Genomic DNA, 24,322 nt, shown 5'->3' with positions numbered 1-24,322 from the left:
AAATTAGCACTAAATATTTCAAATCCACAACTCATTTACGCAGACTCGCACAATTAATCAGAGGAAAAAGATGAAGTTAAATATTGATCTAAAAAACTGCTACGGAATCAGTGAGCTAAAATATTGCTTTGATTTCACCAATAGTAGCTGTTATGCGATTTACGCACCTAATGGCTTTATGAAAACTTCACTATCAAAAACTTTTGATGATTACGCAAAGGGAAGAGAATCTAGTGATCTAATTTTCACAGACCGTACCTCCCTGCGAAAAATAACCGACGACGCAGATATAAGCTTAACTCCAGAGTCCATCTTTGTCATTGAGCCATACAACCAAGAGTTTTCTTCAGAGCAAAGCTCTTTGCTGCTAGTTAATAATGCTATCAAGACACAATATGATAATGCCCTCAAACAGATTTCAGAAAAGCAGACTACGCTTTTTGCTAAACTCAAACAACTTTCTGGATTAACGGGACGAACACTCACTCCTGAAATTGAACTCCTAAAGACTTTTGGAGCAACTAGCATTGCTGATTTATTAGAGTCTTTGGAGCAGAAGATCTCTGAGTCCGCACCATCCAAGTTAGCGGACTTAATTTACAGTGAAATTTTCAATGAAAAGACAGTAGCTCTTCTCGAATCAGGTGTAATCAAAGATCAGCTTGAAGAATACATTCAAAGATACAACGACTTAGTTTTGAAGTCAGATGTACTCAGTAAACAATTCAATCACTACAGTGCGGGTGCCGTAAATAAACAATTAGCCGACAACGGTTTCTTCGCAGCAAAGCACACCATTAACTTGAATACCAAAAATGGTAAAAAAGAAATTAGCTCTGCCGAAGAATTGACGAAAAAAATAGATGATGAGCGCCAGAAGATCTTCACGGACAAAGAGCTTGCTGGAAAGTTTGATGCGATTGATAAAAAAATACAAAACATCGAACTCAGAAAATTTAGAGAGTACCTTTTTGAAAATCAAGAACTATTACCTGAATTAAAAAACTTTAGGCAACTTCAAAAAAACATCTGGATTGCGTATCTCGTAGATCAGAAAGAGTTATTTGATCAATTTTTAGCTCAATACAAAGCAGGCAAAGTAACAATCGAAGCTGCAGTAAAACAAGCACAAGAAGAACGAACAGACTGGGAGCGAGTTGTAGCCATTTTCAATAAGCGCTTCTTTGTGCCCTTCAAAATGTCGGTATCTAATCAAGAGGATGTAATCCTAAAAGGGAAAAAACCGTCCATTGCCTTTAAGTTCTCAGATGGAGAGGTTGAAATAGATGTACCAAGAGACTCCTTGTTAAAAGTTCTAAGTCAGGGTGAAAAACGTGCACTTTACATATTGAATATTCTCTTTGAAATTCAGTCTAGAAAAAAACAAGGTCTCATGACTACACTCTTAGTAGATGATATCGCCGATTCATTCGATTACAAAAACAAGTATGCAATCATCGAATACTTAAAAGACATCGTTAATTCTGGAGGTTTTAATTGCATTTTCTTGTCCCACAATTTCGACTTCTATAGAAGTGTCAGTGGGCGACTTAGTTTAAAGCAAGAATTCAAATTAACTGTCACAAAAACAGGGAGGAAGTTGAAGCTAAGTCCAGAGAAATACCAAAACAATCCTTTTCTTTTCTGGAAAAAGAAATTGAATGAGCCATCCTACTGTATTTCGGCCATATCGTTTGTTCGAAACCTAGCTGAATACTGTGGAAACAAACATGATTATTCGACATTAACTTCGCTATTACATATAAAAACGAATACCTACACAATAACCCTAAATGATCTTTGTGAAATCTACAAAAGAGTATTAATCGACAAAAATAACCTGGTGCTTACTCCGCCAAATAAGACTGTTTTTGAACTCCTCTGTGAAGAGTCTGAAAAGATTATCGACGAAGACGATAATCATTTAGAATTGGAGATGAAAATTGTTCTTTCAATTGCCATTCGCCTGTTAGCAGAACAGCATATGATTAAACGAATTAACAATCAAGATTTTGTTGATAACATAACCAAGAATCAAACCATTAGCCTTCTAAAGAAGTATAAGGAATCCACACTTGGTACCTCAGAAGAAATTGATACACTTGAACAAGTTAATCTTATTACACCAGAGAATATTCACTTGAACTCGTTCATGTATGAGCCGATTTTAGACATGGGTTCTTCACACTTGAAAGCACTTTATGCTGAAGTGAAGGCACTTGCATGCTGAATGTGTAAGCCGTGTAGGGCGGGTCGCGACCCGCGCTGAACTGCATTCGTGATGGCTAATTCTTATGGCGGGTTATCCCCCAAGGGGACTTGCTTCGGGGCGCGCCTAAAGGCTAACCCGCCCTACCCTATGATGTATTTAACTACAGCAATTAGCAGGAAAGACTTAGCGAGCAATACACCGGAAATTCTTTCTGTTTGTCAGAAAAAATTAGAACGCTGGCGATACCAAGCCAACGAAGTCGCGACCATCCAAAATCAAACATCCGAGGTAACAATGCAAAAATTCGCCGAAATCCAAGCCCGCGCAATTGAGCGTAAAGGTGGCGCGCAGGCTTTGCAGGATTTACTACCAACGGTCATGAGCGAGAAACAATTTTTAGCGCTGCCCGATCACCGTATTTTGGCGATGATGTGCAGAACGATTAATCAGGCGGGCTTTAACTGGACGGTGATTAGCAATAAATGGCCGCAGTTTGAAGACGCTTTTTTCGGTTTTGATGTCGATAAACTCGCGATGCTGTCCGCCGAGCAATGGGAAGCCTATTGCAACGATACGCGCGTGGTGCGGCATTGGCCGAAGATTAAAGCCGTAATGGAAAACGTCAGTTTTGTGCGGGCGTATAGCCATGAATACGGCAGCTTTGCGCGATTTTTGAATACATACCCTGCTTCACGGCAAGTCGAGTTGATGGCGTTTCTGAAAAGCCACGGCAGCCGCTTGGGTGGGCAAACTGGGCAATGGTTGCTGCGCTACATCGGCAAAGATGCGTTTGTATTAACGCAAGACGTGGTGCTGGCGCTGCAGTTGGCGGGCTTGGATATTCCCGATCAACCAACAGCTAAACGCGATTTAAACAAAATCCAGCAGCTATTTAATGATTGGGCCGCTGAAACCGGCCTGCCCTACACGCATCTGGGCAAAATCGCCGCCTATTCGGTGGGCGTGAATTACCCATCCTAAATCGGTGATTGGGATGGTACGGCCAGCATGCCGTTCGCCACACTGCGGCACACGCCTGACCCAACGCGCTATGCCTGCTCTGCTATGGTGAAATGATCGACACTTGTCGCAACCATCGCAGACACGACCATGGCCAAAATCAGCACTGCGCGTTTGAGTGAACGCCTCTTAACCGAGCAAGCCAATTTCTCTTTAGTACTTGGCGGCCCCTTATTTCAACTCTTGCGCCGCGCCCACCTCACCGATGATGCGGAGGGCTTACTCTGGCGACGAATCATTACTATTTCGCTATTGGCGTGGCTGCCGCTGTGTCTGTTTTCACTGCTGGCGGGGCAATGGGTGTCTGGCGCTGCTGTGCCGTTTTTATTCGATCTGGAAGTCCATGTGCGTTTCTTGCTCGCCATTCCGATTATGGTCGCCGCCGAATTACTGGTGCACACACGGATGCGCAAAGTGGTGCAGCAATTTTTACAGCGCCGTTTGATTCCTGATGCCGCACTGATCCGATTTGAAAATGCGCTGCATTCGGCTTTTGAATTGAGAAACTCAGTCAAAGCCGAGTTGATTTTGTTGGTGCTGGTCTATACCGCAGGGCTTTTGCTGTGGCGCTATGTGATGCTGCTCGATAGTGATACTTGGTATGCCACGCAAACGAGCGAAGGCCTGAGTCTCACGCTGGCGGGTTGCTGGTATGCGGGGATTAGTTTGCCGATTTTCCAGTTTTTACTGCTCCGTTGGTACTATCGCATCGCGATCTGGAGTCGGTTTTTATGGCAGGTTTCACGGATTGAATTGCAACTGCTACCCACGCATGCCGATCGCTTGGGCGGGCTTGCGTTTTTGAGCGGTACGTTTTATGCGTTCACCCCATTGGCTGCTGCGCATGGCACCATGCTGGCGGCAATGTTGGCAAACCGGATTTTTTACCAAGGCGCGGCGATCACTGATTTCAAATTTGAAATTGGCTTGATGGTCGTGTTTATTCAACTATTACTCTTGGCGCCCTTGCTATTTTTTAGCCCGCAATTGGCGCAGGCCAAACGCAACGCCAAGCGTGAATATGGGCTGTTGGTGATGCAGCATAATCGCGAGTTTGATGAAAAATGGTTTCGCTCAGGCAAGCCCAAAGAATCGCCCTTGGGCAATCCGGATATGTCGTCCTTAGTCGATTTGGGCGCGAGCTTTGATGTGGTGCAATCGATGAATACCGTTCCCGTCAAAAAAGACGCGGTGATCTTTTTAGCAGTCGCAACGGTTGCGCCCTTGATTCCACTGGCTTTAACGATGATGCCTTTGGAAGAGTTACTTAAAAAACTGCTGAGTTTATTGTTTTGATTGGCCAGCGTATCAGCCCAACTCACTCAAGAAATCAGCACTTTTTTAGCCAATGTATTTACCTGCAGCCATTCAATTTCAATGGCTAGCAGGCAATACATCAATTTACATCAATTTATTTAGGTCAACTAATTAATAAGCTGTCCAGCCGCCATCGGTCGCGTAGAGCGCGCCTGTTAGGTTTGAAGCTTCATCCGAGAGCAAAAAGCTAATCACGGCTGCTTGTTCCCACACTGTAGCTTGGCGTTTATTGCTATCGGCATAGGCTTGCAAGCTCATTGTTTTGGTGCGGCCCATATTCGGCACAGTCGAGCCCGCGTTTTCCTTGCTAGCGGCCGTCACGTACTTTATCGCCATATCGGTCATTGCCGTTTCTGTTGCGGCCATATTCACTGAGTTCACGCGAATACCGTACGGCGCATAATCAATCGCACCGCTGCGCGTTAGGCCGCTACACGCGTGCTTACTGGCGACATAGGCTGAGTTGCCAGCCAAGCCCGTTAAACCGGCAATCGAACAAATATTCACAATGGCACCACCCTTGCCTTGCTTAAGCATGGGTTTGAGTTCGGCGCGCATCGATTTAAAGACGCCGGTGGCGTTGATGTCCATCAGCGTATCGAAATATTCATCACCCGCATCGGCAATCGGGTTGGGTAGCAAGTCTTTTTGTTTTTGATAATCAAACACGGCATCGGGTGCCATTGCCGCCATGACGCCCGCCGAATTCAGCGCGCCATTCAGCTCACCAAAGGTCGCCACTGCATGCGCCACTGCTTTTTGTAGATCGGCATTATTGCGTACATCGCCTTTGACAAATTCAGCCTTGCCGCCTTCTTTACGAATTTGGGCGACAGTTTCAGCGCCCTCTTTGGCGAGCACGTCAAAAATCACCACATTGGCACCTTCGCGTGCCAAACGAATCGCAGAGGCTGCACCAATGCCGCGCGCGCCGCCGGTAATCAGATAGGTGCGGCCTTCATGCCGTTTCGCGGCGAAATACGCAGGGTCAACCGGTTTAATATCGACCGTTTTATAGTTTTCGGCCATCGCTGGGCTGGCGAGCAAACCGGCAGTCAACATCGAAAGACCTAACGATTTTGCAAATTTTTTCATGCGTTTTCCCCTTGAGGATGGTCATTAAAATCGAACAATCATCAGCGCGCTGGCGCTAAACCAATTTTGGTAATCATTGTTGAGGGCACTGCGGATGGCTTCACCGGGCTGGGTATACGCGGCCGAGAACACGAAAATCAGATTGGGGTTGGCGACATAACGAGCAGTTAAATTCAGCTCCATACCAAGATCATCTGATTCGAGCACCGACAAAGCTTGCGCGCCGCCCAAATTATTTAAGGTATCGGCTTTAAAGAGCCAGAATTGGGGCGTTAATTCCCAGCGCGGCGCAGGTTGCAAGCGCGCCATAAACCGATGCGCAATCACATTCGACGTTTGCACCACTTTGTATTGGTTTAAGCCTTGCACCCATTCATCGCCACCGCCGCCTGCAAACAAAGGATCCCAACGCTCAAAAGTCGGCGTATCGGGATTATCACCAGTGAATTTTGAATAACGATAGCTCAAGGTTGGACGCCACGCGGTATCTCTAAATTGATAACCCAATTCGGCATATCCACCCCAAGCCTCCATATCAAAATTGCGATTCGTTTGGCGCGCTAGCTCGGCATTGGCGTAAAAACTCGACACGCTAGCGGGTGGATCAAACGCAAGACGTAGATCTAAAATTTCCAAACCTTCGCGTGAATAGGTTGCGGTCGGCGTGTAGTATTTGAAGTTGGATTCGGGCACTTGCAATGCCATCGCGCCCAGACGCAGATTCGGCAATACACGGCCTTCGTAATTCACACCTTGAATGACAGTATGGCTGTCGATGGGCTCGAGTTCATCAGGGTCAAGCTGAAATAGCTCCAACTTATGATCGTCATACACAAACTGGGCATGGATCAATTCATCGGCGGCGTTGCGAGGATTGGATTGCAATGCTGCGCGATCGCCACCATTGGCCGAGGCTAAGCGCAAAATCATGCCGTTATCGACCTGAAACGCTTTGCGGCCATAGAGCAAACTCATTTGACGCACACCGCCCTGATCAGTCGTATTACGCCCAATGAAACCAAAGTAGGCATCCTCAACCCCCCCATGCACGCGGGATTGATCAGTGAATAATTCCGGGCCCCAAGAACCAGAAGCGATATAGCTGCCACCACCAAACACAGAGATGTGATCAGTCACGGCACTAATGCCGTACAAGCCTGCTTCAACGCTACTTTCAAACCAAGTATCTGTGCCCTTGCCCGATGGAGCAGTGGCCAATGGATTGCCTGCGGTTAAGACATCCGGTCGCCCGAAAAAAGCATTGGTATTAGAAAACACCATCGATTTATTCAAAAGCTTGGCTTGCAGCACCGAACGATCATCCGCATACAGCGTGGGGAAATCTTGCCAGTCACCGGTTGCAAACAGCCCCATCGTGCTATCTACGAGTGGTTTAGCCACTTGGGTCAAGGTGACATCCAACACCACTTCCAAATTGCCGTTGCCACTGGTTTGCACCTCATAGCGAGCATCGCCCACAAAGCTTAAACGCCGTACTTGATTGAGCATCAAATCACTGCGTACCGGATCAAATCGATTGCCTGGATGCACACCAAAAGCCTTTAATGCCGCATCGCGATAGGTGCTGTTTTCTTGTTGACCACCATCAAAGCGAACGCTCACCGACTCAATGCGGCGGCCGCTCAAATCGGCTTCAACGCCGGCATGGGCAAAGGGCGCAAGCCAGCACAAAACAGCCAGTAAAATAGGCTTTAGCAAAATTAATTTAAGTTTAACGAAAGCAAATTGGTCTAAGAAATTAGGCATAGATTCTATTTTTAACCAATGAGATAAATAGCTTAAGGCAATGTACAACAACACTCAAGTCAGTACAAATACTGACCATTTAATTTCAAAAGCTTAATCAAGATGAAATACATTGACGATTAAAAAATGGCTCACAGAGGAGCCATTACAATTTAATTAAAAAATCTACGCCATTCAGAAGCTTTCACCAATTGTCGGCAGTGGTTACGATCTAGTTTGCGGCCTAGATAACGACCACGATCATAGGCGATGTCACGGGCGATAATCGCGTCGACTTTGCGTTTGGATGACATATCGTCAACTTCTTTAAAGGCACGTAGACGCGCCATTTTGTAGCGACCTTCCCGACCATCATCGATTTCAACACAATATTTCATCGCGCCAGCAAAAGCGCCGATACGATGCGCATCTTGGCGGCTATCAGCCCAAGTCGGCGCGGCCATCAGTAAGAGCGCAGCGATCATAAATGCAGTGATTTGAAGCAATTTCATAGTAAACACTCCGAATTTAAAAATTATTTCCAACGATCTTTACGAATTTCGCGGCGAATTTCGCGCTTAGCTTCTCGGCGTTCACTACGCACTTCTCGCTCGGCCTTGCGCTTGGCGGCGCGCACTTCCCGAGTGCCTTCACGGATCGCTTGGCGGCGCTCCCATGCGTTGTCTGCTTCATAAAAATCACGGGCGGCTTCACGGCGTTCGGCGGCCACTTCGCGAGCGCCGTCGATTTTGGCCTTAGTCACTTCGCGAATGCCGTCGCGATAGGCATCTTGCACACTGGCGTGGCTTGAAAAAGAAGCTGCGGCAATCATCGCTGCTGCAAACAAAAGGAATAAACGAGACATGATGAACCCCAAAAAAACTGAGCCGTCAGGCAATGGAGTTCATCTTAAGGAAGGGGGACGCAACTTTGAATGAGATGTGCGGTTTCGCACAGGGGCTTGCGGGGCTTAAAATTCGCGGGGTAAAGTTTGTAAAATCTTGAAAATGCCGCGCTCATCTTGCTCGATGTATCCGCCATTGCGTAGCTGAGCCAGCATACGATTCACCATTTCACGTGACAGGCCAATGCGGGCGGCGACCTCTTGCTGACTGAGCATTAAGCCACTTTGCTGATGCTCGTTGCGAGCGCGACGATCCAGTTGGATCAATAGTCGACGCAGGCGATGATAGCCATTACTTTGTGCGAGTAAATTGATCGTATTGACCAAATGAAATACGCCCTGCGCCAATTCACGCGCCACGGCCTCCCATGCGGCAGGATAAGCCATGAGTGCCGCTCTGAATGCCGAAAGCGGCAAGCGTAAATAATGCGCATCGGCCTGCACCGTCAGCTGCACTTGTGCGGTATCGCTGGTAAACAAAGCATGCAAGCCGGCGACCGAACCGGCCGACATATGCCCGTACAAAAAGGGTCGATTCCCAACTTGGGCATTCGAGGTTGCGACCACCACGCCTGATGAAATCAACAAGATATCCGAAATCGTTTGTCCTTCTTCCCACAGCAATTCCCCCGCAGCCGCATCATGCTCGGTACCTGCCGCCAGCAATACACTGCGGTTTTCGGTCGGGAATGCCTGCAACAAAGGAAACAGGAGCGGCAACATCGGATCAATCTGTTTGGTCATACCTTGCATCAATTCCTAGTAATTTTATTGTGGCGCATTGCTGGCTGGTGGAGACTCAAATAGAAACATCACAAAGCGAATCGCCACATAGCTAATCACCACGGTGGCAATACCCAGTTCAATGCGGCCCAAAATATCAATTTGCCGAATCATTTCAGCGGGAACTTTCCATTGCACAAAAATCGCCTCCACTTTATACAAGGCGGTCGCACCAATCGCCATCGGGAATGTGAATGCGGCATAACCGGGGGAAAATGGTAGTCGCAACAAATGGATAAATGCACCATACACAATCAACGTCATCGTGATGGCCAAACCCAACATGATGATGACCAATAAAGGATATGGCGTAACCGCTACATTCAAATATGCTGCCAAGGTCAAGCTCGCGGGCGCGGCCAAAATCGCAATCGTTGGCTGCGCACCAACCGGAATCGATTCACGAAACATAATTCGATAAAACATCATTGGCATCATCACCGCATAACATGCGAGTGCAAACGCCATGCAAGCCCAAGCGACTACATAGGTCAAACTGCCGACTTCACCAGACCACGCGACAGCCGCAACGGCAATCCCTACGGGCGGCACAAACCAGCTCGGCACCATATGATGTAATGAAAAATCTCGGCGACGATAGCGAATAAATGCCACCAAGAAATACACATGAATCAGCACCGCCAGCAGCCAAATAGCACTTCCCACCACAGGCCAATACTGCGAAATACCATGACTGACCACCATGAGCGCCATCGCAAAAGTCGGTGCCACACTCCCCACCACCGGATGCTTTAAATCCGTTTTGAGCGTATCAGGATGCAAGGCCACGCGTGTGCACAATGCAATCAGCAGTAGTAAAGCGATGGTAGCGGTTACCGTTTCAATACGCCCCTGTGCCGCAAAGACGGCATCTAAGCACATACCCAAGCCACCGATTCCCAAGGCGAGTCCCGCGACAGGAGTTGGTAATCCACGTATTTTTGCAATCAATGGGTATGGCATTGCGAAGCTCCCTAGCCAAGTTAATCACTTAGGTCTGCGTCAAAAAGACCCGGTTGATATGCAATATCAAAACCACATATAACCATTTTGATTTTTTTTAGATGATTTAATTATATACAAACAGCATTTCCAAGGCTCGGCACAAATACCAGAGCATGCCTGAAACCAAATGCAGAATGCCACTTTACACAATTATTCAGCAAGTTCAGCGCCGCGTGATTTTTATTTCAATCATCCGCAAAAGCGGCATACCCATTTTGCGTGTTCTTGGTAAAATCAGCTTTTGCCCACGCCAAAAGTCAATGTCATGAGCCGATTCTGGAGCCCTGTTGTTCACACCCTCACGCCCTACACGCCGGGTGAGCAACCGAAGATCACCAATCTGATCAAACTCAATACCAACGAAAATCCATATGGCCCATCACCTAAAGCGATTGCCGCAATGCAAGCCGCGGTGAATGATCATTTGCGACTGTATCCGGATCCGAATGGCGACGTACTGAAAGACGCCGTGGCAGCGTTTCACCACGCGGACGGCATCACGCGTGCGAATGTGTTCGTCGGCAATAGCTCGGACGAAGTGCTGGCGCATACCTTTCAAGCGCTACTCAAACACGACGCCCCGCTGCTGTTCCCCGATATCAGCTACAGCTTTTATCCTGTGTATTGTGGCTTGTACGGTATTGAATACCGTACCGTGCCGTTGACGGCTGAGTTTGAAATCAACACTGCCGACTACACCGGCGGTGGCGCGATTATTTTCCCAAATCCAAACGCACCAACTGGGATTTTGCTGCCACTGGCGCACATTGAAGCACTGCTGCAAGCAAATCCCAATCAGGTTGTTGTTGTGGATGAAGCCTACGTGGACTTTGGTGGCAGCAGCGCAATTAGCTTGGTGAAGCGCTACGACAATTTGCTCGTGGTGCAAACACTGTCTAAATCGCGTTCACTCGCAGGCATGCGTGTTGGTTTTGCCGTTGGCCACGTGGATTTAATTGCAGGCTTGGAACGCGTGAAAAACAGTTTTAATTCTTATCCGCTCGATCGCGTTGCGCTGGCTGGTGCTGTAGCTGCCATGGAAGACACTGGGTATTTCAATCAAACCTGCTCTGCAATTAACACCAGCAGAGATACCCTAACTCTGCAATTGCAGCAATTGGGCTTTGACGTATTGCCATCAAATGCCAATTTCGTTTTTGCACGTCATCCACAGCGCGATGCGGCACAGCTCGCACATGCACTGCGCGAACGCGCGATTCTAGTACGCCATTTTAAACTGCCACGGATTGATCAATTCTTGCGGATTTCGATTGGTACGGATGCAGAGTGTGCGGCGCTGGTGAGTGCGTTGAAAGAGATTCTGTAGTGAATAAATAGGGTGCTAAAAACAAATAGCACCCTACTTATTGATCTTACTCTACCGAAGATGCACTTTACTCATCTGGCTTTAGCACAAAGTTGCATGAAATAATCACTTTAAATCGATACAAAATACCATCACGCTTGAGCGGCCTAAAAACCGTCTTCGACACGTTATCTGCACACGCCTTTTCAAGACGTGGAACACCACTCGAAATTGGTTGAGCCTTAATCACTAAGCCATCAATCCCAACCAATAGCACAACATGAACACGCCCAGTCTCATCCTTAATTTGAGACACCCTGGGGTATATTGCAGGTGGAGGACGTTCAATTATAACAACTTCATTGGCCTCAGCTTTAATCGTCTGAATCCAATCCCCAGCCTGAACAACACTTAGAATAAGACTAAATAAAATAACGACGCAGCCGTGCATTTGAGAAAGCAGCATCAATTGAATCCCTTCATTTAACCTTCATCGGCAACCCAGCCACCATCAGCACAACTTCCTCAGCCTGAGCGGCGGCGAACTGCATAAAGCTGCCGTGTAGATCGACAAAATGGCGGCCCATTTGCGTTTCGGCGTGGAGGCTCCAGCCGATTTCATTGCCAACGGCAATCACCGTTTGCGGCGTGACGGTAACAAAATCTGCCCAGCGGATTTTGGCCTCAATCAGCGTTGCCGTTTTATCGTACTCACAATCGGTAAAGAGATTGGTCAACCACAGCGTAATACAGTCCAGCACGATCACGTCACCAGCAAAACCATGCGCAGCGAGATCGGTTTCCTGCTCTAGATTCACCCAACGAGAATCGCGCTGTGCTTGATGCTGGCGGATGCGTTCGGCAAAGTCTTCATCCCACACGCGTGAAGTCGCCAAATAGGCTGGGCGATCTGAGAGCGCCAAGGCGCGCTGCTCGGCATAGCGACTTTTACCGCTTTTTTGTGCACCAGTCACCACGATGAGCTTCATATATACCTACTTAATGTATTTAGATGTAGGCATTTTCATACCATGCTCAGCGTAATATACCCCTAGCAGGATTAACGCCGCACCTGCGGCACCGACCACGGTAATGCGCTCGCCCAACACAGCGACAGCGGTCAGCATCGTAATCAGTGGAATCAAATAGATGTAATTACTCGCTTTTACTGCGCCGATAATGCCCAGCGCCTTGTTCCACGCAACAAAGCACAGTGCCGAAGCCACCACGCCCAAAAACAGCATATTGCCGCCTTGTAGCGGATCAAGCCACAGCGCGAAATCAAACCGATAATTCATCCACCACGCGGCAGGCAGTAACGTCACGATGCCGTAGAAAAACACCTGTCGAGTAAGATAAAGATAGCCATAACGCTGCCCTGCTCGCTTGAGCAATAAGCAATACACCGCCCATGCTGCCCCCGCCGACAGTGCCAAAATATCGCCAAGCGGGTTGAGTTTTAAAATCACGCTGCCGTTAAACATCACCAAGGCCACGCCAAACAGCGCAACGAGTGAACCAACGATCAAGCGCGGGCTGAGCTTTTCATCATGCGTGGTGAAATGCGCGAAAAACGCCGTGAGTAGCGGCGCAGACGACACAAGCAAGCCGACGCTGGATGCTTGCGTGTATTGCAATGCGATATTTTCGGTCAAGAAATATAGCGTGACGCCAAACAGCCCTAAACCGCAAAAAAAAACTTCTTCGCGCCATTGCGGTTTTTTGATCACAGGGTGCAATAAAAATAAGAGGCCATAAGCTAAAACAAATCGATCAAGCGCGATTTCAACGGGGCTGCGCCACTCCAGTAAAATCTTGGTCGAGACAAAGGTAATTCCCCACACCACAATACAAAACAGCACCATTAAATGGCCTTTCAATTCCGGCTTCATGCTTGTCCTAATTAGTTATTCCGTAAGTACTTCCGCACCGCCGCATTATGCTGATCGAGTGTTTCTGAAAAAGCCGAGCTACCATCGCCCTTGGCGACAAAATAAACCGCTTTGGTCACGGCAGGTTGGGTGGCGGCTGTCAGAGCGGCCTCACCGACCATCGCAATCGGGGTTGGCGGCAGACCAGCGCGGGTGTAGGTGTTATACGGTGTATCAGTGCGCAAATGCGCTTTGGTGATGTCACCTTTAAAGGCTTCACCGACGCCATAAATGACAGTGGGATCAGTTTGTAAGCGCATTCCTTGCCGCAGTCGATTGGTGAATACCCCAGCGATAACAGGCCGATCTGCCGCTTTGCCGGTTTCTTTTTCGACAATCGACGCCAAAATCAGCGCTTCATAAGGTGTTTTCAGCGGCAAATCCGGCTTGCGACTGGCCCAAGCGTCGTCGAGTTTTTCTTGCATCAAACGATGCGCGCGCGCCAATAGTTTGAAGTCAGAGCTACCTTTGTCGATGCGATAACTCTCTGGAAAAAACAACCCTTCGGGCGACAAAGCACTGATTCCCAAAGCGGCGAGAATTTCTTCATCACTCATATTTGCACTATCGTGCTTCAAGTAGGGATGCGTATTGAGCGCTTGGCGTAATTGCCGCCAATTCCAGCCCTCAATAATGCTGAACATCTGCAAATCAACTTCGCCCTTGCCGAGTTTTTTCAATAGCATCCATGGTGAAATCGGTACCTTGAGCGAATAGCTCCCGGCTTTTAGCTCAGCATCTTTGCCCGAAATCCGCGCCAGCAACACAAACAAAGGGACGGAATCAACGGCGCCCTGTCGCACCAATTGCTGTGCCACCGAATTAACGCCACCCGACTCGATCAACACCGAATGCGATGGCGGGCTCGGCTGCTCGGTCACTGCCCAACTATAAAACCATGCACCGCCCGCAATCGCGGCGGCTAATATGCCAAATAGCACTAAGCCAAATAATCGCCCCCAGATAGAGGGGGACTTATTCGGTGTTTTTTTTGGGGTCGGTTTTTTCTTCGTTGCTGTCACGGCCACTGCGTTTTACCTCGTCAATCTTGATTCACATCGCGCTTGGATTGAGACGATGTTCAAATTTGGTGTTGATATGATTGATAATAAGCTGAAATAACCCCTTCCCCCTTGACGGGGGAAGGTTGGGATGGGGGTGGAAACGTTTGATGTGTCGATAAATTCAAGGTTTCACCCTCACCCTAGCCCTCTCCCGTCAAGGGAGAGGGGACAAAAGCGATTCCACGACTCTCAAAACTATCAACACAAAATCTGAACATCACCCAAATTTACATTACTCATCGCTCTCTGCAACGCCATCGTTTGCACGCGCTTTTTGCCGTTGTACTTCGTAGAATTTTTGCACATTCGCCAATTCGCGCGAACGGAACATCGGCGGTAGGCTTTTCCAAATCATTTTGCCGTATTGCTTATCGACCAAACGTGTATCGGCAATCATCAAAATACCAATATCGGTTTCATCACGAATCAAGCGCCCCGCACCTTGTTTGAGCGTAATCGTCGCGTTCGGCAATTGATAATCCATAAACGGGCTGCGCCCCGCCTTGGTGATTTGCTCCATCCGAGCCGACAAAACCGGATCATCGGGCGGCGAAAACGGCAGTTTGTCGATCACCACGAGCGACAATTGATCACCACGCACGTCGATGCCTTCCCAGAATGTTTGGCTGGCAACCAAAATCGCGTTCGGCTCTTTGCGAAATTGATCGAGTAATTCAGTGCGCGAGCCAGTGCCTTGCAGATAAACTGGCCATTCCAGACCTGCTTCTTTGAGCTTTTCGAGCAGTAATTCATGCGCTTCACGCATCGCGCGTAGCGATGTGAACAATAGAAATGCATGGCCTTGTGTGGTTTGTAATAAAGGCCATGCTTTCTCAACGACAGTACGGGTATATTCCGGCGTATTAGGTTGTGGCATGCCCTGCGGAACATACAGCACCGCCTGCTGCTTGTAATCGAAAGGGCTGTCCCACGTTGCGGTTTCGGCTTTCCACAAACCCAGCTCATGCTGGAAATGCGTAAAGTGATTGTTCACCGCCAACGTAGCCGACGCAAAAATCCACGCGCGCGGATTCATATTGACTTGTTTTTGGAATAAATCAGCGATATTCAGTGGCGTAATGTGCAGCAAAAAGCCGTGCTGCGTCACATCGATCCAATGTACAGTTTCGGCCGAATCGGATTTTTGCCATTTTTCGAGTAATTCGAGCATTTCAGCAGCGCGTTGATGGCATTTTTCTAAGCTCTCGCCGCGTTCGGCTTGTTTAGCTAGGAGTTCAGCCAAATGCTGCAAATCGCCCGTCATCACGTTGAGCTGAGTAAAGAAAGCGGGATATTTTTCCAGCAATTCATGCTGTGGCAAGCGCAGCGTTTCTTTGAACACCAGTCGCAAGTCTTTCGCCGATTTTTCTAGTGCTTCGGCCGCGTTAGGCAGCAAAACATAATCTTTGGCAACGACCAGTGCCTCAGCACGTGCATCACGCGCGAGCTCCACAACTTGGCCACTAGTGAGCGTATCGCCAAAAAACAGGCTGGCCACTTCGGGCAACTGATGCGCCTCGTCGAAAATCACCGTATTACACGCTGGAAGCAATTCGCCAGCACCTTCGTCTTTGAGCCACACATCGGCAAAAAATAAATGATGGTTGACGACGACGACATCGGCCTCTTGTGCGTCTTTGCGCGCTTTTAAAACAAAGCACTCTTTGTGATTGGGGCAATCTTGGCCGAGGCAATTATCGCGGGTGCTGGTCACATGCGCCCAAATCGGCGCGTCTTCTGGCACGCCGGGACAGGCCGCTTTATCACCCGAGTTCGTGGTGTTGGCGTAGCGTTTTACTTTTTGTAAGTCGGCAATGTCTTCGCGGCGCATAAAGCGCCCTTCTTGCTCGGCACGCGCCAAATGATAATGGCAAACGTAATTGGAGCGCCCCTTGAGCAGCGCAATCACTACTGGCACTTTGAGCACATCACGCACGCTGGGCACATCGCGATTAAACAATTGATCTTGCAGTGTTTTTGTTCCGGTCGACACAATCACTTTGCCGCCAGACAGTAGTGCAGGCACCAAATACGCAAAGGTTTTGCCCGTACCCGTGCCCGCCTCGGCAATCAATTGCCCGCAAGACTCAATTGTGCGCTCAACGGCCTGCGCCATTTCTAGCTGTGGCTGGCGTAACTTATAGCCAGGAAAGGCATCGCCAAACGGGCCGTCATCGGCAAATACTTCTTCAAGTGTCATGGAAAGCTCAATACATCGGATGAAGGATTGTACCGTATCGGCGACGAGGCTATATCAGAGCTCACTCAGAAATACTTTAAATGCAAAAATAGCGAGTGCCCGTCAGCGCTGTGAGGCTGTAGCGCAGAAACCGGAATGTACCTGTGTACTGAGGATTTTGAGCAACACCCGGATAGCGATCACGGGATGAGCAGCTTCTTTTAAATGCAAAAATAGCGAGCGCCCGTCAGCGCTGTGAGGCTGTAGCGCAGAAACCGGAATGTACCTGTGTACATGAGGATTTTGAGCAACACCCGATTAGCGATCACGGGATGCGCAGCATTTTTGCGAAAAAAAGCCCCGCACGAAGCGGGGCCAATCAATACAGGGAGAGATGAAAACACAATACACATCTGAGCTACTACTAGCAGCACAGCTAAATGAACAAGCTGCTCATTTACAGTATGTATGAGGGTGTTTAAATCATAAAGTTCAGCTTATTTTGCAAATTTTTTAATTTTTTGCAAAAAATAATGTTTGCCCACTTTGGCCGGTGCTCGCGCTACCCAACCAATAGGTGATGGCCGGCAAAATAGCTTCAGTCACTGGCAAGCTGTCCTTCAATTCAGCAGGATGCGTCGCCAAACGGAATGGCGATTGAATTGGGCCGGGCACCAATAAATTAATCCGCACATTGGCCATTTTGTCCCACTCAGACGCCGCAATTTCCACCCAGTTTTGTTGCGCGGATTTGGTCACGCTAAATCCGCCCCAATAGGCATTCGGTTCAAACGCATGGGTTTCGCCCAGCACCAGCACGGCGGCATCGGGCGATTTTTCCAGCAATGGGAATAAGGCGCGCGTCATCGCAAATGGCGCGGCCACGTTCACACGGAACATATCCACCCATTCATCCAGCTTTTGGTTTGAGAGTGGCGAAAGATGATTAAAACCATTCGCGCAATGCAAAATCCCATCCAAGCGGCCGAATTCTTTTTGAATCAGCACACCCAGTTGATTAAGTTCAGCCTCACCCATTTTGGCCAAATCCATCGGAATGGCAGCGGGTTGCGCGCCGCCTGCAGCTTCAATCGCATCATAAGTGCGGCTGAGTTTTTTCTCGTTACGACCCAGTAAAATCACCGTTGCACCGAGTTTAGCTAATTCCAGCGCTGCCGCCGCACCAATGCCCTGCCCTGCACCCGTTACGAGAATGACACGGTCTTTGAATGCCTCTGCGCTTGGTGTTGCTGTTTTCCAATCTGCCATTTTATTTTCCTATCCTCGCCATTCGACAAAGGCTGTGCAATTTTATTCTGTCTTATGACAGCGTTTTCAAATAATTCAATGTTAGCTGAGCGGCATTCACACCGCTACGCACGGCACCTTCGAGCGTTGCCGGATACTCGCCTCGCCCATGCCCTGCTAATCCCGCCGTGAAATCACCCGCTAAAAATAATCCTGCTTGTGCCGTGGCATTACTCGGTCGAGCTAAATCAGGCGTACAAGCAAAGGTCGCGCGCTTTTCAGTGATGACTTGCTGGCGCAAGACCAAGTCGGGAAAGCCCAAGCGTTGATGCAATTCCGCTTGCACCGCCTCGGCCAATTCATCGTGACTTAAACCGCTGTGCACACCTTGTGCGGAAATCACGACGGCAATCAGCCCATGTTGGCCATGCGTCACACCGCGATCAAACACCCACTGCGAATAAGCATCAGCCAAACCTAGCATCGGCGTCGACAATTTAACGTCGGCCGCATACTGCAAATACACAGTGACAATTGGCTGATACTGCCACGCCGCCAATTGCGTACTCAATGGTGAATCTAAGCCTGCAATGAGTCCAGCAGCTTGATGCGGCGGCGTTGCGCAAATAACTGCGTCAAAGACTTGCGCGTCATCATCGACCATAAAGCCATGGGTATGTCTAGCTACAGATTTAGCACGAATGCCTAGCTGCACATACCCAGCATTACGCTGAATAAAGCTCGTCGCTGGCTCAGGAAACAACTGACTAAAATCCACTTTCGGCATCAGCAAATCAGAAGCCGCGCGTTTACCACCCAAACTATCTCGCAATACATTGAGTAATACCTGTGCGCTAGCTAACTCAAGTGGCGTATTCAGTGCAGCCAAGGTCAGCGGAGCCCAAAACTTAGCAATCAAACTCGCGGGTTGCCGTTGCTGCGCCAACCACTGCGCCACAGTCAAATCGTTTTTTAAGCGCCAGCGCCGCCATTTACTCACTTCAATCGCACGAATCAGCGCCCAGCGCTCAGACCACGATAAACCTTTGGCGCGAATTAAACCGAAAGCCAAATGCAGCGGCGCAGGTAATTTTGGGCAAGCCAGCAAAAAATCGGGCTCAACCTGCAGGCGCATAGGCTGGCGCAAAAAAGCACGGTCCAAATCAACGCCACAGCGTTGCATCAGCCGCAGCAATTCGGAATACGCGCCAATCACCAGATGCTGACCATTATCCAGCGGCGACTCATTCATCACGGCACGATTAGCGCGATCAACGCGCCGCGCACGACCACCGAGCACTTTGCCCGCTTCAAACACCGTCACCGACACACCCGCCGCAGCCAACTCAACGCCTGCGGCCATGCCTGCATAACCACCACCGATAATGGCGACTCTTTTCATGATCCCACCCTAGGTAGCTGGAATCTGAGCGTATTTTTAAAAAGTAACGAGCGCCCGTCAGAACGGCGAGGCCGGAGCACAGGAACCGGAATATACACGTTGTACATGAGGATTCCGCGCACCGCCCGACCCGTTATCACGGGATGCGCAGCACTTTTAAAGGATGCGCTCAAGCAAACCACCACGTTTTCCACGCTAACCACAGCTTGCGAATTGGAGTTAGTGAGGTGCGTTGGTTGAGCACTTTCTGTGCGCCATCTAAACGAATTTCAGCCAGCGTGGCGCGATAAATCGCTGCCATCACCAAACCCGTGCGTTGGTTTTTTTTGTCACACTCAGGTAGCAAGGCCATCGCTTGATCGTAATACTGCTCGGCGCGGTCAATTTGGAAATTCATCAAAGCTTTAAATTCGGCAGTTTCGCGATAGTTTTGAATATCCGCGGCAGGCACGTTAAAGCGTTGCAATTCATCGACAGGCAGATAAATTCGGCCACGGCGGGCGTCTTCACCGACATCACGGATGATATTGGTCAGTTGAAATGCAATACCCAAATCGTGCGCGTATTTCAGTGTTTTGCGGTCGGTATAGCCAAAAATCGTCGCCGCCAATTGCCCCACAACGCTGGCAACGCGGTAGCAATACAGATGCAAATCTTTAAACGTGTTGTAGCGCGCCTGATCCAGATCCATCTCCATGCCGTCGATGATTTCTAAAAACAATTCGCGCGGCAAATCATAAGACTTCACCGCTGGCAACAAGGATTGCGTCACCGGATGCTGCGGGCTACCCGCATACATTTGATCGACCTCATTGCGCCACCATGCCAGCGTTGTGCGCGCCACACCTTCATCGCTAATTTCATCGACCACATCATCGACTTCACGGCAAAACGCATACAAGGCGGTAATCGCGATGCGTTTTTCTGGGCTTAGAAAGCGAAAACTATAATAAAAGCTCGAACCACTTTTGGCGGCTTTGTCTTCACAATATTGATCAGGAGTCACAGGACGTCTCGAATTTAAGGTTTAGGCGTCGTCAAAGGAATTCGCACTTCGCGACTCACACCAGACGGACCAGGAAAAGGTAAAAATAAACTCTGGATCAGCAAGGGCACCGCCGAATCAAGCTCGTCACTGTGACTGCGGTTGCGCGCGCGGCCTTCGTACAGTTTGGCAAACTCGCCTTTATCCAAAGTTTTTCGATCTAAAATATCGACAAAAAGTTCGCGAGTAAAAATTGTTTCACTCACTGTTTGCGAGCCCACAATTCCCGTTTCAGGGTAATAGCGCGGGATAAACATCACGCTACCACCATTCGTAAATACGCGTTGATAGCTCACAGAATAACCAACCGTACCCCAAATCGGCTGTTGGTACGATTTCTCTTTGCCGTCATCCACTTGGTAATCAAGGCGAACCAGCCAATCGGCTTTGTTGATGTCTTTTTGCCAAATCAAGCCCTGCTGCACCAAGCGACTCGCCAAGTCAGTCTCAAACTGCTTATAAGCTAAACTTTGCATTTGTGAGGCATTGCGCTCAATCGCAAACGCCTTTGGTGTGGCCATTGCAGCTTGCACGGCAGCGGCCGAGCCAGAAGCCACTGGCGCGGATGCTTTCAACGCGGTAGCAGGCAATTGATGCCGCACCGACACCGTCGCGACAAACGACGGCGCAGCGCAACCGGCCAGCAAGGCGACAAACAACAAGCTAGCAAAGCGCGACATTAGGCGATTTTGCCCGGAATACGCGGCGTATTGACCACCACATCACCGCATTGCGCACGGTGGCGCAGCGCGTGATCGATCAGCACCAGCGCCAACATCGCTTCGGCAATCGGCGTCGCACGAATACCAACACACGGATCGTGACGACCCGTGGTCGCCATCATCACTGGATTACCGTCTTTATCAATCGAAGCGCGCTCTTGCGCGATACTTGAGGTAGGTTTAACCGCCAAGTTCACAGTAATATCCTGCCCTGTCGATATACCCCCTAAAATACCGCCACCATGATTGGTCGCAAAACCTTTCGGCGTCAGCTCATCGCAATGCACAGAGCCGCGTTGCGCGATGCTGGCAAATCCCGCGCCGATCTCAACGCCTTTCACCGCATTAATATTCATCATCGCGTAAGCGATTTCAGCGTCGAGACGGTCATAAACCGGCTCGCCCCAACCAACCGGGACGTTTTCCGCCACGACTGAAATTTGCGCGCCAACTGAATCACGCTCTTTACGAATCGCGTCCATATAGTCTTCGAGTTGCGGCACGATTTCTAAATTCGGCGCGAAAAATGCGTTTTCAGATACGTGATCCCAGCTTTGGAATGGAATATCAATCTCACCGAGCTTGCTCATATAGCCACGAATGACGATACCGAATTTTTCGCTTAACCATTTTTTCGCAATCGCACCAGCCGCCACACGTACCGCCGTTTCGCGTGCCGAAGAGCGACCACCGCCGCGTGGATCGCGAATGCCGTATTTGTGCCAGTAAGTGTAATCGGCGTGGCCTGGGCGGAAGGTTTCAACGATTTTGCCGTAATCTTGACTGCGCTGATCTTGATTGCGAATCAACAAAGCAATCGGCGTGCCCGTCGTTTTGCCTTCATAAATGCCCGACAAAATCTCCACCGAATCCGGCTCTTTGCGCTGAGTAACATGGCGGCTGGTGCCCGGTTTGCGGCGATCGAGTTCCAATTGAATGTCTTCAACCGAAATTTCCAATCCCGGAGGACAACCATCAACAATGCAACCAATTCCTGCACCATGGCTTTCGCCAAACGACGTAACTGTAAATAATAAACCCAAGGAATTGCCTGACATTGCCTGCCTCTAGCTCAAAGTTGATTTAATTTAATTAATTTTACCACGGGCAAGGGCATTCCCGCTGCTTGCGACTCATTTCTTCCAAACATTAAAAAGCCCATAAAATCATGGGCTTATTAATTACTACTGTATCAAAAATAGGTCGACAGGATTTCAACCTGCGCATTAGAAAGGAATGTCGTCCTCAAAATCGTCAAAATTGCGTGCTGGTTTAGCTGCAGCTTGTTGTGGCGCTGACTGGGCAGGCGCTTGGCGTGGGGCTTGTTGCGCTGGAGCGCTGTATTCTTGGTTGAAATCGTCGCCACCGCTTTGTTGATTGTAGCCACCACCCATTCCACCACCGCCGCCATCGCCACGGCCACCGAGCATTTTCATTTCGTCAGCGATAATTTCAGTGGTGTAGCGATCCGCACCCGTTTGTTTATCTTGCCATTTGCGCGTTTGCAAACGACCTTCGATGTACACGCTGCTGCCTTTTTTCAGGTATTGACCGGCGATTTCAGCTAAACGACCGTACATGCTGATGTTGTGCCATTCGGTTTTTTCTTGTTTTTGACCTGATTGCTTGTCTTTCCAGCTCTCTGTCGTCGCAATTGAAAAATTACACACGGCATTGCCATTCGGCATAAAGCGCGTTTCTGGGTCTTTACCCAAGTTGCCAATCAGCAATACTTTATTCAATGAGGCCATACATATACTCCAAATCGTTCAATTCAAATATTTTAGCGGGTCAGTTTCTGTGCAAAAGCGCTATCTCAAAGCGTCAACGCTGCTGACTGCGTCTATGTAAAACCACTGGGTCACTTTATCGAGCTAGATGCTCAATTGGTTTCGGCGATCAATTGGTCAACTGCAGCTTCGTCGTAACCGACTTGCAGTACTTTAAGCAAGGCAACACGCTCGTCGAGCAAAACAACCGCTTCTTTTACACCTTCAATAGCGCCTAGTTTAGCAGACAGCAGCACTGCGTCGCCTGTCCATTCTTCACCAATGTGGAACATTTTGGTTTTTACTGGCAGCGGTGGCTGCATGCCCCACGAAACCAATAACCATATCGCCATCAACGCGGCACATAATGCGAACACGGGCACAGGGCTTTGAAAATGTTGATACAGATAGCCCGCCAGCGCCGAGCCGATAAACATACTCGCCGCTTGGCAGGTGTTGTAAACGCCCATCGCGGTGCCTTTGGCGGCGGTTGGGGCGATTTTCGAAATCAGCGAGGGTTGAGTAGCTTCAAGAATATTAAACGCAATAAAATAGACACCCAGCCACACCACAATCCAAGTCAGGCTTGGCATCCACAAAGTCATGCCCAATTGCGCAATAAACATTAGTGCAATCGCAAACAAAAAGACTTCTTTCAGGTGATGTTTTTTCTCACCATAAATAATCGCTGGCACCATTAAGATAAAACCAAGCAGCACCACAGGCAAATACACCCACCAATGATGCGCCACATCGAGTCCGCCGATTTTGTTCAGCAGCAGCGGCATCACGGTAAACATCGCCATTTGCGCGGCGTGCAGCGCAAATACGCCGTAATTGAGGCGCAATAACTGCGGGTCTTGCAATACTTGTGGCAAGCGGCTGGTATTGGCTTCGGCATCTGAATGGAAACGTGAAATCGTCGGATTAGGAATGACCTTCCACACGCCAATCAGCGCAAAAACGCCCAGCGTACCGGTCAGCAAAAAGATGCCGGGCAAACCAATCCATTCAGCTAATTTGGGCGCAGCGACCAATGAAATTGCAAACGTTGATGCAATGGCGGCACCAATCATCGCCATCGCCTTGGTGCGATGTTCTTCACGCGTCAAATCAGCCAGTAGCGCCGTCACTGCCGCTGAAATCGCGCCAGCGCCCTGCACCGCGCGGCCGACAATCAGCCACGCAATATGATCCGCCATTGCGCACATCAGCGAACCGATGACAAACAAAGCCAGCCCAATGTAGATCACTTTTTTACGCCCAACGCGATCCGACCACATACCAAACGGCAATTGCAGCAAGGCTTGCGTGAGGCCGTATGCACCAAAGGCTAGACCCACCATCGTGTGATTATCCCCGCCAGGCAAGTGCCCTGCATACACGGCAAATACCGGCAGAATCAGGAACATGCCCAACATACGCAGCGCATACAAACCAGCAAGGCTGGTGGCGGAGCGTAATTCAAGCGCAGACATTTGGGCGGAGGCAGACATCAGCAAGCACATTCAAAAAAGATGGGCGATTTTAACAGCTCAGGGCATGAAAAACAGTGTTTGCTTTAGGCGCAAGCG

At 49.1% G+C, this 24,322-nt stretch carries 22 protein-coding genes; 4 read left to right on the top strand and 18 right to left on the bottom strand.

Annotation, left to right across the window (positions count from 1 at the left end):
• Window positions 1-70 precede the first annotated feature (70 nt).
• From K4H28_RS01440 to K4H28_RS01430, 3 genes are all read left to right on the top strand, one after another.
• Window positions 71-2,230 carry an AAA family ATPase gene (locus K4H28_RS01440; protein ID WP_221006500.1) on the top strand — a complete coding sequence of 720 codons (2,160 nt, stop codon included), beginning with the start codon at window positions 71-73 and terminating at the stop codon, window positions 2,228-2,230.
• Between the two features lie 129 nt (window positions 2,231-2,359).
• Window positions 2,360-3,193, top strand: a complete 834-nt coding sequence (locus tag K4H28_RS01435; RefSeq protein WP_221006499.1) for a DNA-3-methyladenine glycosylase I — start codon at window positions 2,360-2,362, stop codon at window positions 3,191-3,193.
• Window positions 3,194-3,322: 129 nt separating this feature from the next.
• On the top strand, window positions 3,323-4,528 hold the full coding sequence (locus K4H28_RS01430) for a hypothetical protein (RefSeq protein WP_221006498.1): 1,206 nt from the start codon (window positions 3,323-3,325) through the stop codon (window positions 4,526-4,528).
• 132 nt (window positions 4,529-4,660) lie between these two features.
• On the opposite strand, the gene K4H28_RS01425 is transcribed toward K4H28_RS01430, so the two are convergent.
• From K4H28_RS01425 to K4H28_RS01400, 6 genes are all read right to left on the bottom strand, one after another.
• Window positions 4,661-5,644, bottom strand: a complete 984-nt coding sequence (locus K4H28_RS01425; RefSeq protein ID WP_221006497.1) for an SDR family NAD(P)-dependent oxidoreductase — start codon at window positions 5,642-5,644, stop codon at window positions 4,661-4,663.
• Between the two features lie 24 nt (window positions 5,645-5,668).
• On the bottom strand, window positions 5,669-7,411 hold the full coding sequence (locus K4H28_RS01420) for an alginate export family protein (protein ID WP_221006496.1): 1,743 nt from the start codon (window positions 7,409-7,411) through the stop codon (window positions 5,669-5,671).
• A gap of 152 nt (window positions 7,412-7,563) precedes the next feature.
• Entirely contained in the window at window positions 7,564-7,902 is a 339-nt protein-coding gene (locus K4H28_RS01415; protein WP_221006495.1) for a hypothetical protein, read from the bottom strand.
• Between the two features lie 23 nt (window positions 7,903-7,925).
• Window positions 7,926-8,255 (bottom strand): hypothetical protein, encoded by a 330-nt coding sequence (locus K4H28_RS01410; protein ID WP_221006494.1) that lies wholly within the window; start codon window positions 8,253-8,255, stop codon window positions 7,926-7,928.
• A 105-nt stretch (window positions 8,256-8,360) separates the two neighbouring features.
• A complete protein-coding gene (locus K4H28_RS01405; protein ID WP_221006493.1) occupies window positions 8,361-9,038 on the bottom strand; it encodes a Crp/Fnr family transcriptional regulator in 678 nt (225 codons plus the stop codon).
• A 24-nt stretch (window positions 9,039-9,062) separates the two neighbouring features.
• Window positions 9,063-10,040, bottom strand: coding sequence for a TDT family transporter (locus tag K4H28_RS01400; RefSeq protein WP_221006492.1), 978 nt, complete (start codon window positions 10,038-10,040; stop codon window positions 9,063-9,065).
• 307 nt (window positions 10,041-10,347) lie between these two features.
• On the opposite strand from K4H28_RS01400, the gene hisC reads away from it, so the two are divergent.
• Window positions 10,348-11,409: a histidinol-phosphate transaminase gene (gene hisC, locus K4H28_RS01395; protein WP_221006491.1), complete on the top strand. Its 1,062-nt coding sequence runs from the start codon at window positions 10,348-10,350 to the stop codon at window positions 11,407-11,409.
• 67 nt (window positions 11,410-11,476) lie between these two features.
• Here hisC and K4H28_RS01390 read toward each other — a convergent pair whose 3' ends face one another.
• The 12 genes from K4H28_RS01390 to K4H28_RS01335 all read right to left on the bottom strand — a co-directional run bounded on the left by K4H28_RS01390 (window position 11,477) and on the right by K4H28_RS01335 (window position 24,244).
• A complete protein-coding gene (locus tag K4H28_RS01390) occupies window positions 11,477-11,854 on the bottom strand; it encodes an energy transducer TonB (RefSeq protein ID WP_221006490.1) in 378 nt (125 codons plus the stop codon).
• A 13-nt stretch (window positions 11,855-11,867) separates the two neighbouring features.
• Window positions 11,868-12,377, bottom strand: coding sequence for a bifunctional adenosylcobinamide kinase/adenosylcobinamide-phosphate guanylyltransferase (locus K4H28_RS01385; protein WP_221006489.1), 510 nt, complete (start codon window positions 12,375-12,377; stop codon window positions 11,868-11,870).
• Window positions 12,378-12,383: 6 nt separating this feature from the next.
• Complete coding sequence (locus tag K4H28_RS01380) at window positions 12,384-13,280, bottom strand: DMT family transporter (RefSeq protein WP_221006488.1); 897 nt, start codon at window positions 13,278-13,280, stop codon at window positions 12,384-12,386.
• An 11-nt stretch (window positions 13,281-13,291) separates the two neighbouring features.
• Window positions 13,292-14,347 (bottom strand): endolytic transglycosylase MltG, encoded by a 1,056-nt coding sequence (gene mltG, locus K4H28_RS01375; protein ID WP_255573580.1) that lies wholly within the window; start codon window positions 14,345-14,347, stop codon window positions 13,292-13,294.
• A gap of 268 nt (window positions 14,348-14,615) precedes the next feature.
• Window positions 14,616-16,583, bottom strand: coding sequence for a DNA repair helicase YoaA (yoaA, locus tag K4H28_RS01370; protein WP_221006487.1), 1,968 nt, complete (start codon window positions 16,581-16,583; stop codon window positions 14,616-14,618).
• 492 nt (window positions 16,584-17,075) lie between these two features.
• Entirely contained in the window at window positions 17,076-17,831 is a 756-nt protein-coding gene (locus K4H28_RS01365; RefSeq protein WP_221006486.1) for an SDR family NAD(P)-dependent oxidoreductase, read from the bottom strand.
• Between the two features lie 52 nt (window positions 17,832-17,883).
• Window positions 17,884-19,212: a hydroxysqualene dehydroxylase HpnE gene (gene hpnE, locus K4H28_RS01360; RefSeq protein WP_221006485.1), complete on the bottom strand. Its 1,329-nt coding sequence runs from the start codon at window positions 19,210-19,212 to the stop codon at window positions 17,884-17,886.
• A gap of 169 nt (window positions 19,213-19,381) precedes the next feature.
• Entirely contained in the window at window positions 19,382-20,218 is an 837-nt protein-coding gene (gene hpnD, locus K4H28_RS01355) for a presqualene diphosphate synthase HpnD (RefSeq protein ID WP_221006484.1), read from the bottom strand.
• Window positions 20,219-20,232: 14 nt separating this feature from the next.
• Window positions 20,233-20,937: a DUF4136 domain-containing protein gene (locus K4H28_RS01350; RefSeq protein ID WP_221006483.1), complete on the bottom strand. Its 705-nt coding sequence runs from the start codon at window positions 20,935-20,937 to the stop codon at window positions 20,233-20,235.
• Window positions 20,937-22,037 carry a chorismate synthase gene (gene aroC, locus K4H28_RS01345; protein WP_221006482.1) on the bottom strand — a complete coding sequence of 367 codons (1,101 nt, stop codon included), beginning with the start codon at window positions 22,035-22,037 and terminating at the stop codon, window positions 20,937-20,939. The genes K4H28_RS01350 and aroC overlap by 1 nt, the downstream gene beginning before the upstream one ends.
• A 168-nt stretch (window positions 22,038-22,205) precedes the next feature.
• Entirely contained in the window at window positions 22,206-22,730 is a 525-nt protein-coding gene (gene ssb / locus K4H28_RS01340) for a single-stranded DNA-binding protein (RefSeq protein ID WP_221006481.1), read from the bottom strand.
• Between the two features lie 131 nt (window positions 22,731-22,861).
• A complete protein-coding gene (locus K4H28_RS01335; RefSeq protein WP_255573579.1) occupies window positions 22,862-24,244 on the bottom strand; it encodes an MFS transporter in 1,383 nt (460 codons plus the stop codon).
• Window positions 24,245-24,322 lie beyond the last annotated feature (78 nt).

The sequence above is a fragment of the Deefgea tanakiae genome, assembly GCF_019665765.1.
GTDB lineage: Bacteria > Pseudomonadota > Gammaproteobacteria > Burkholderiales > Chitinibacteraceae > Deefgea > Deefgea tanakiae.
Note: the sequence above shows the minus strand (reverse complement) of the source record. Positions and strands in the feature narration are given on the sequence as shown.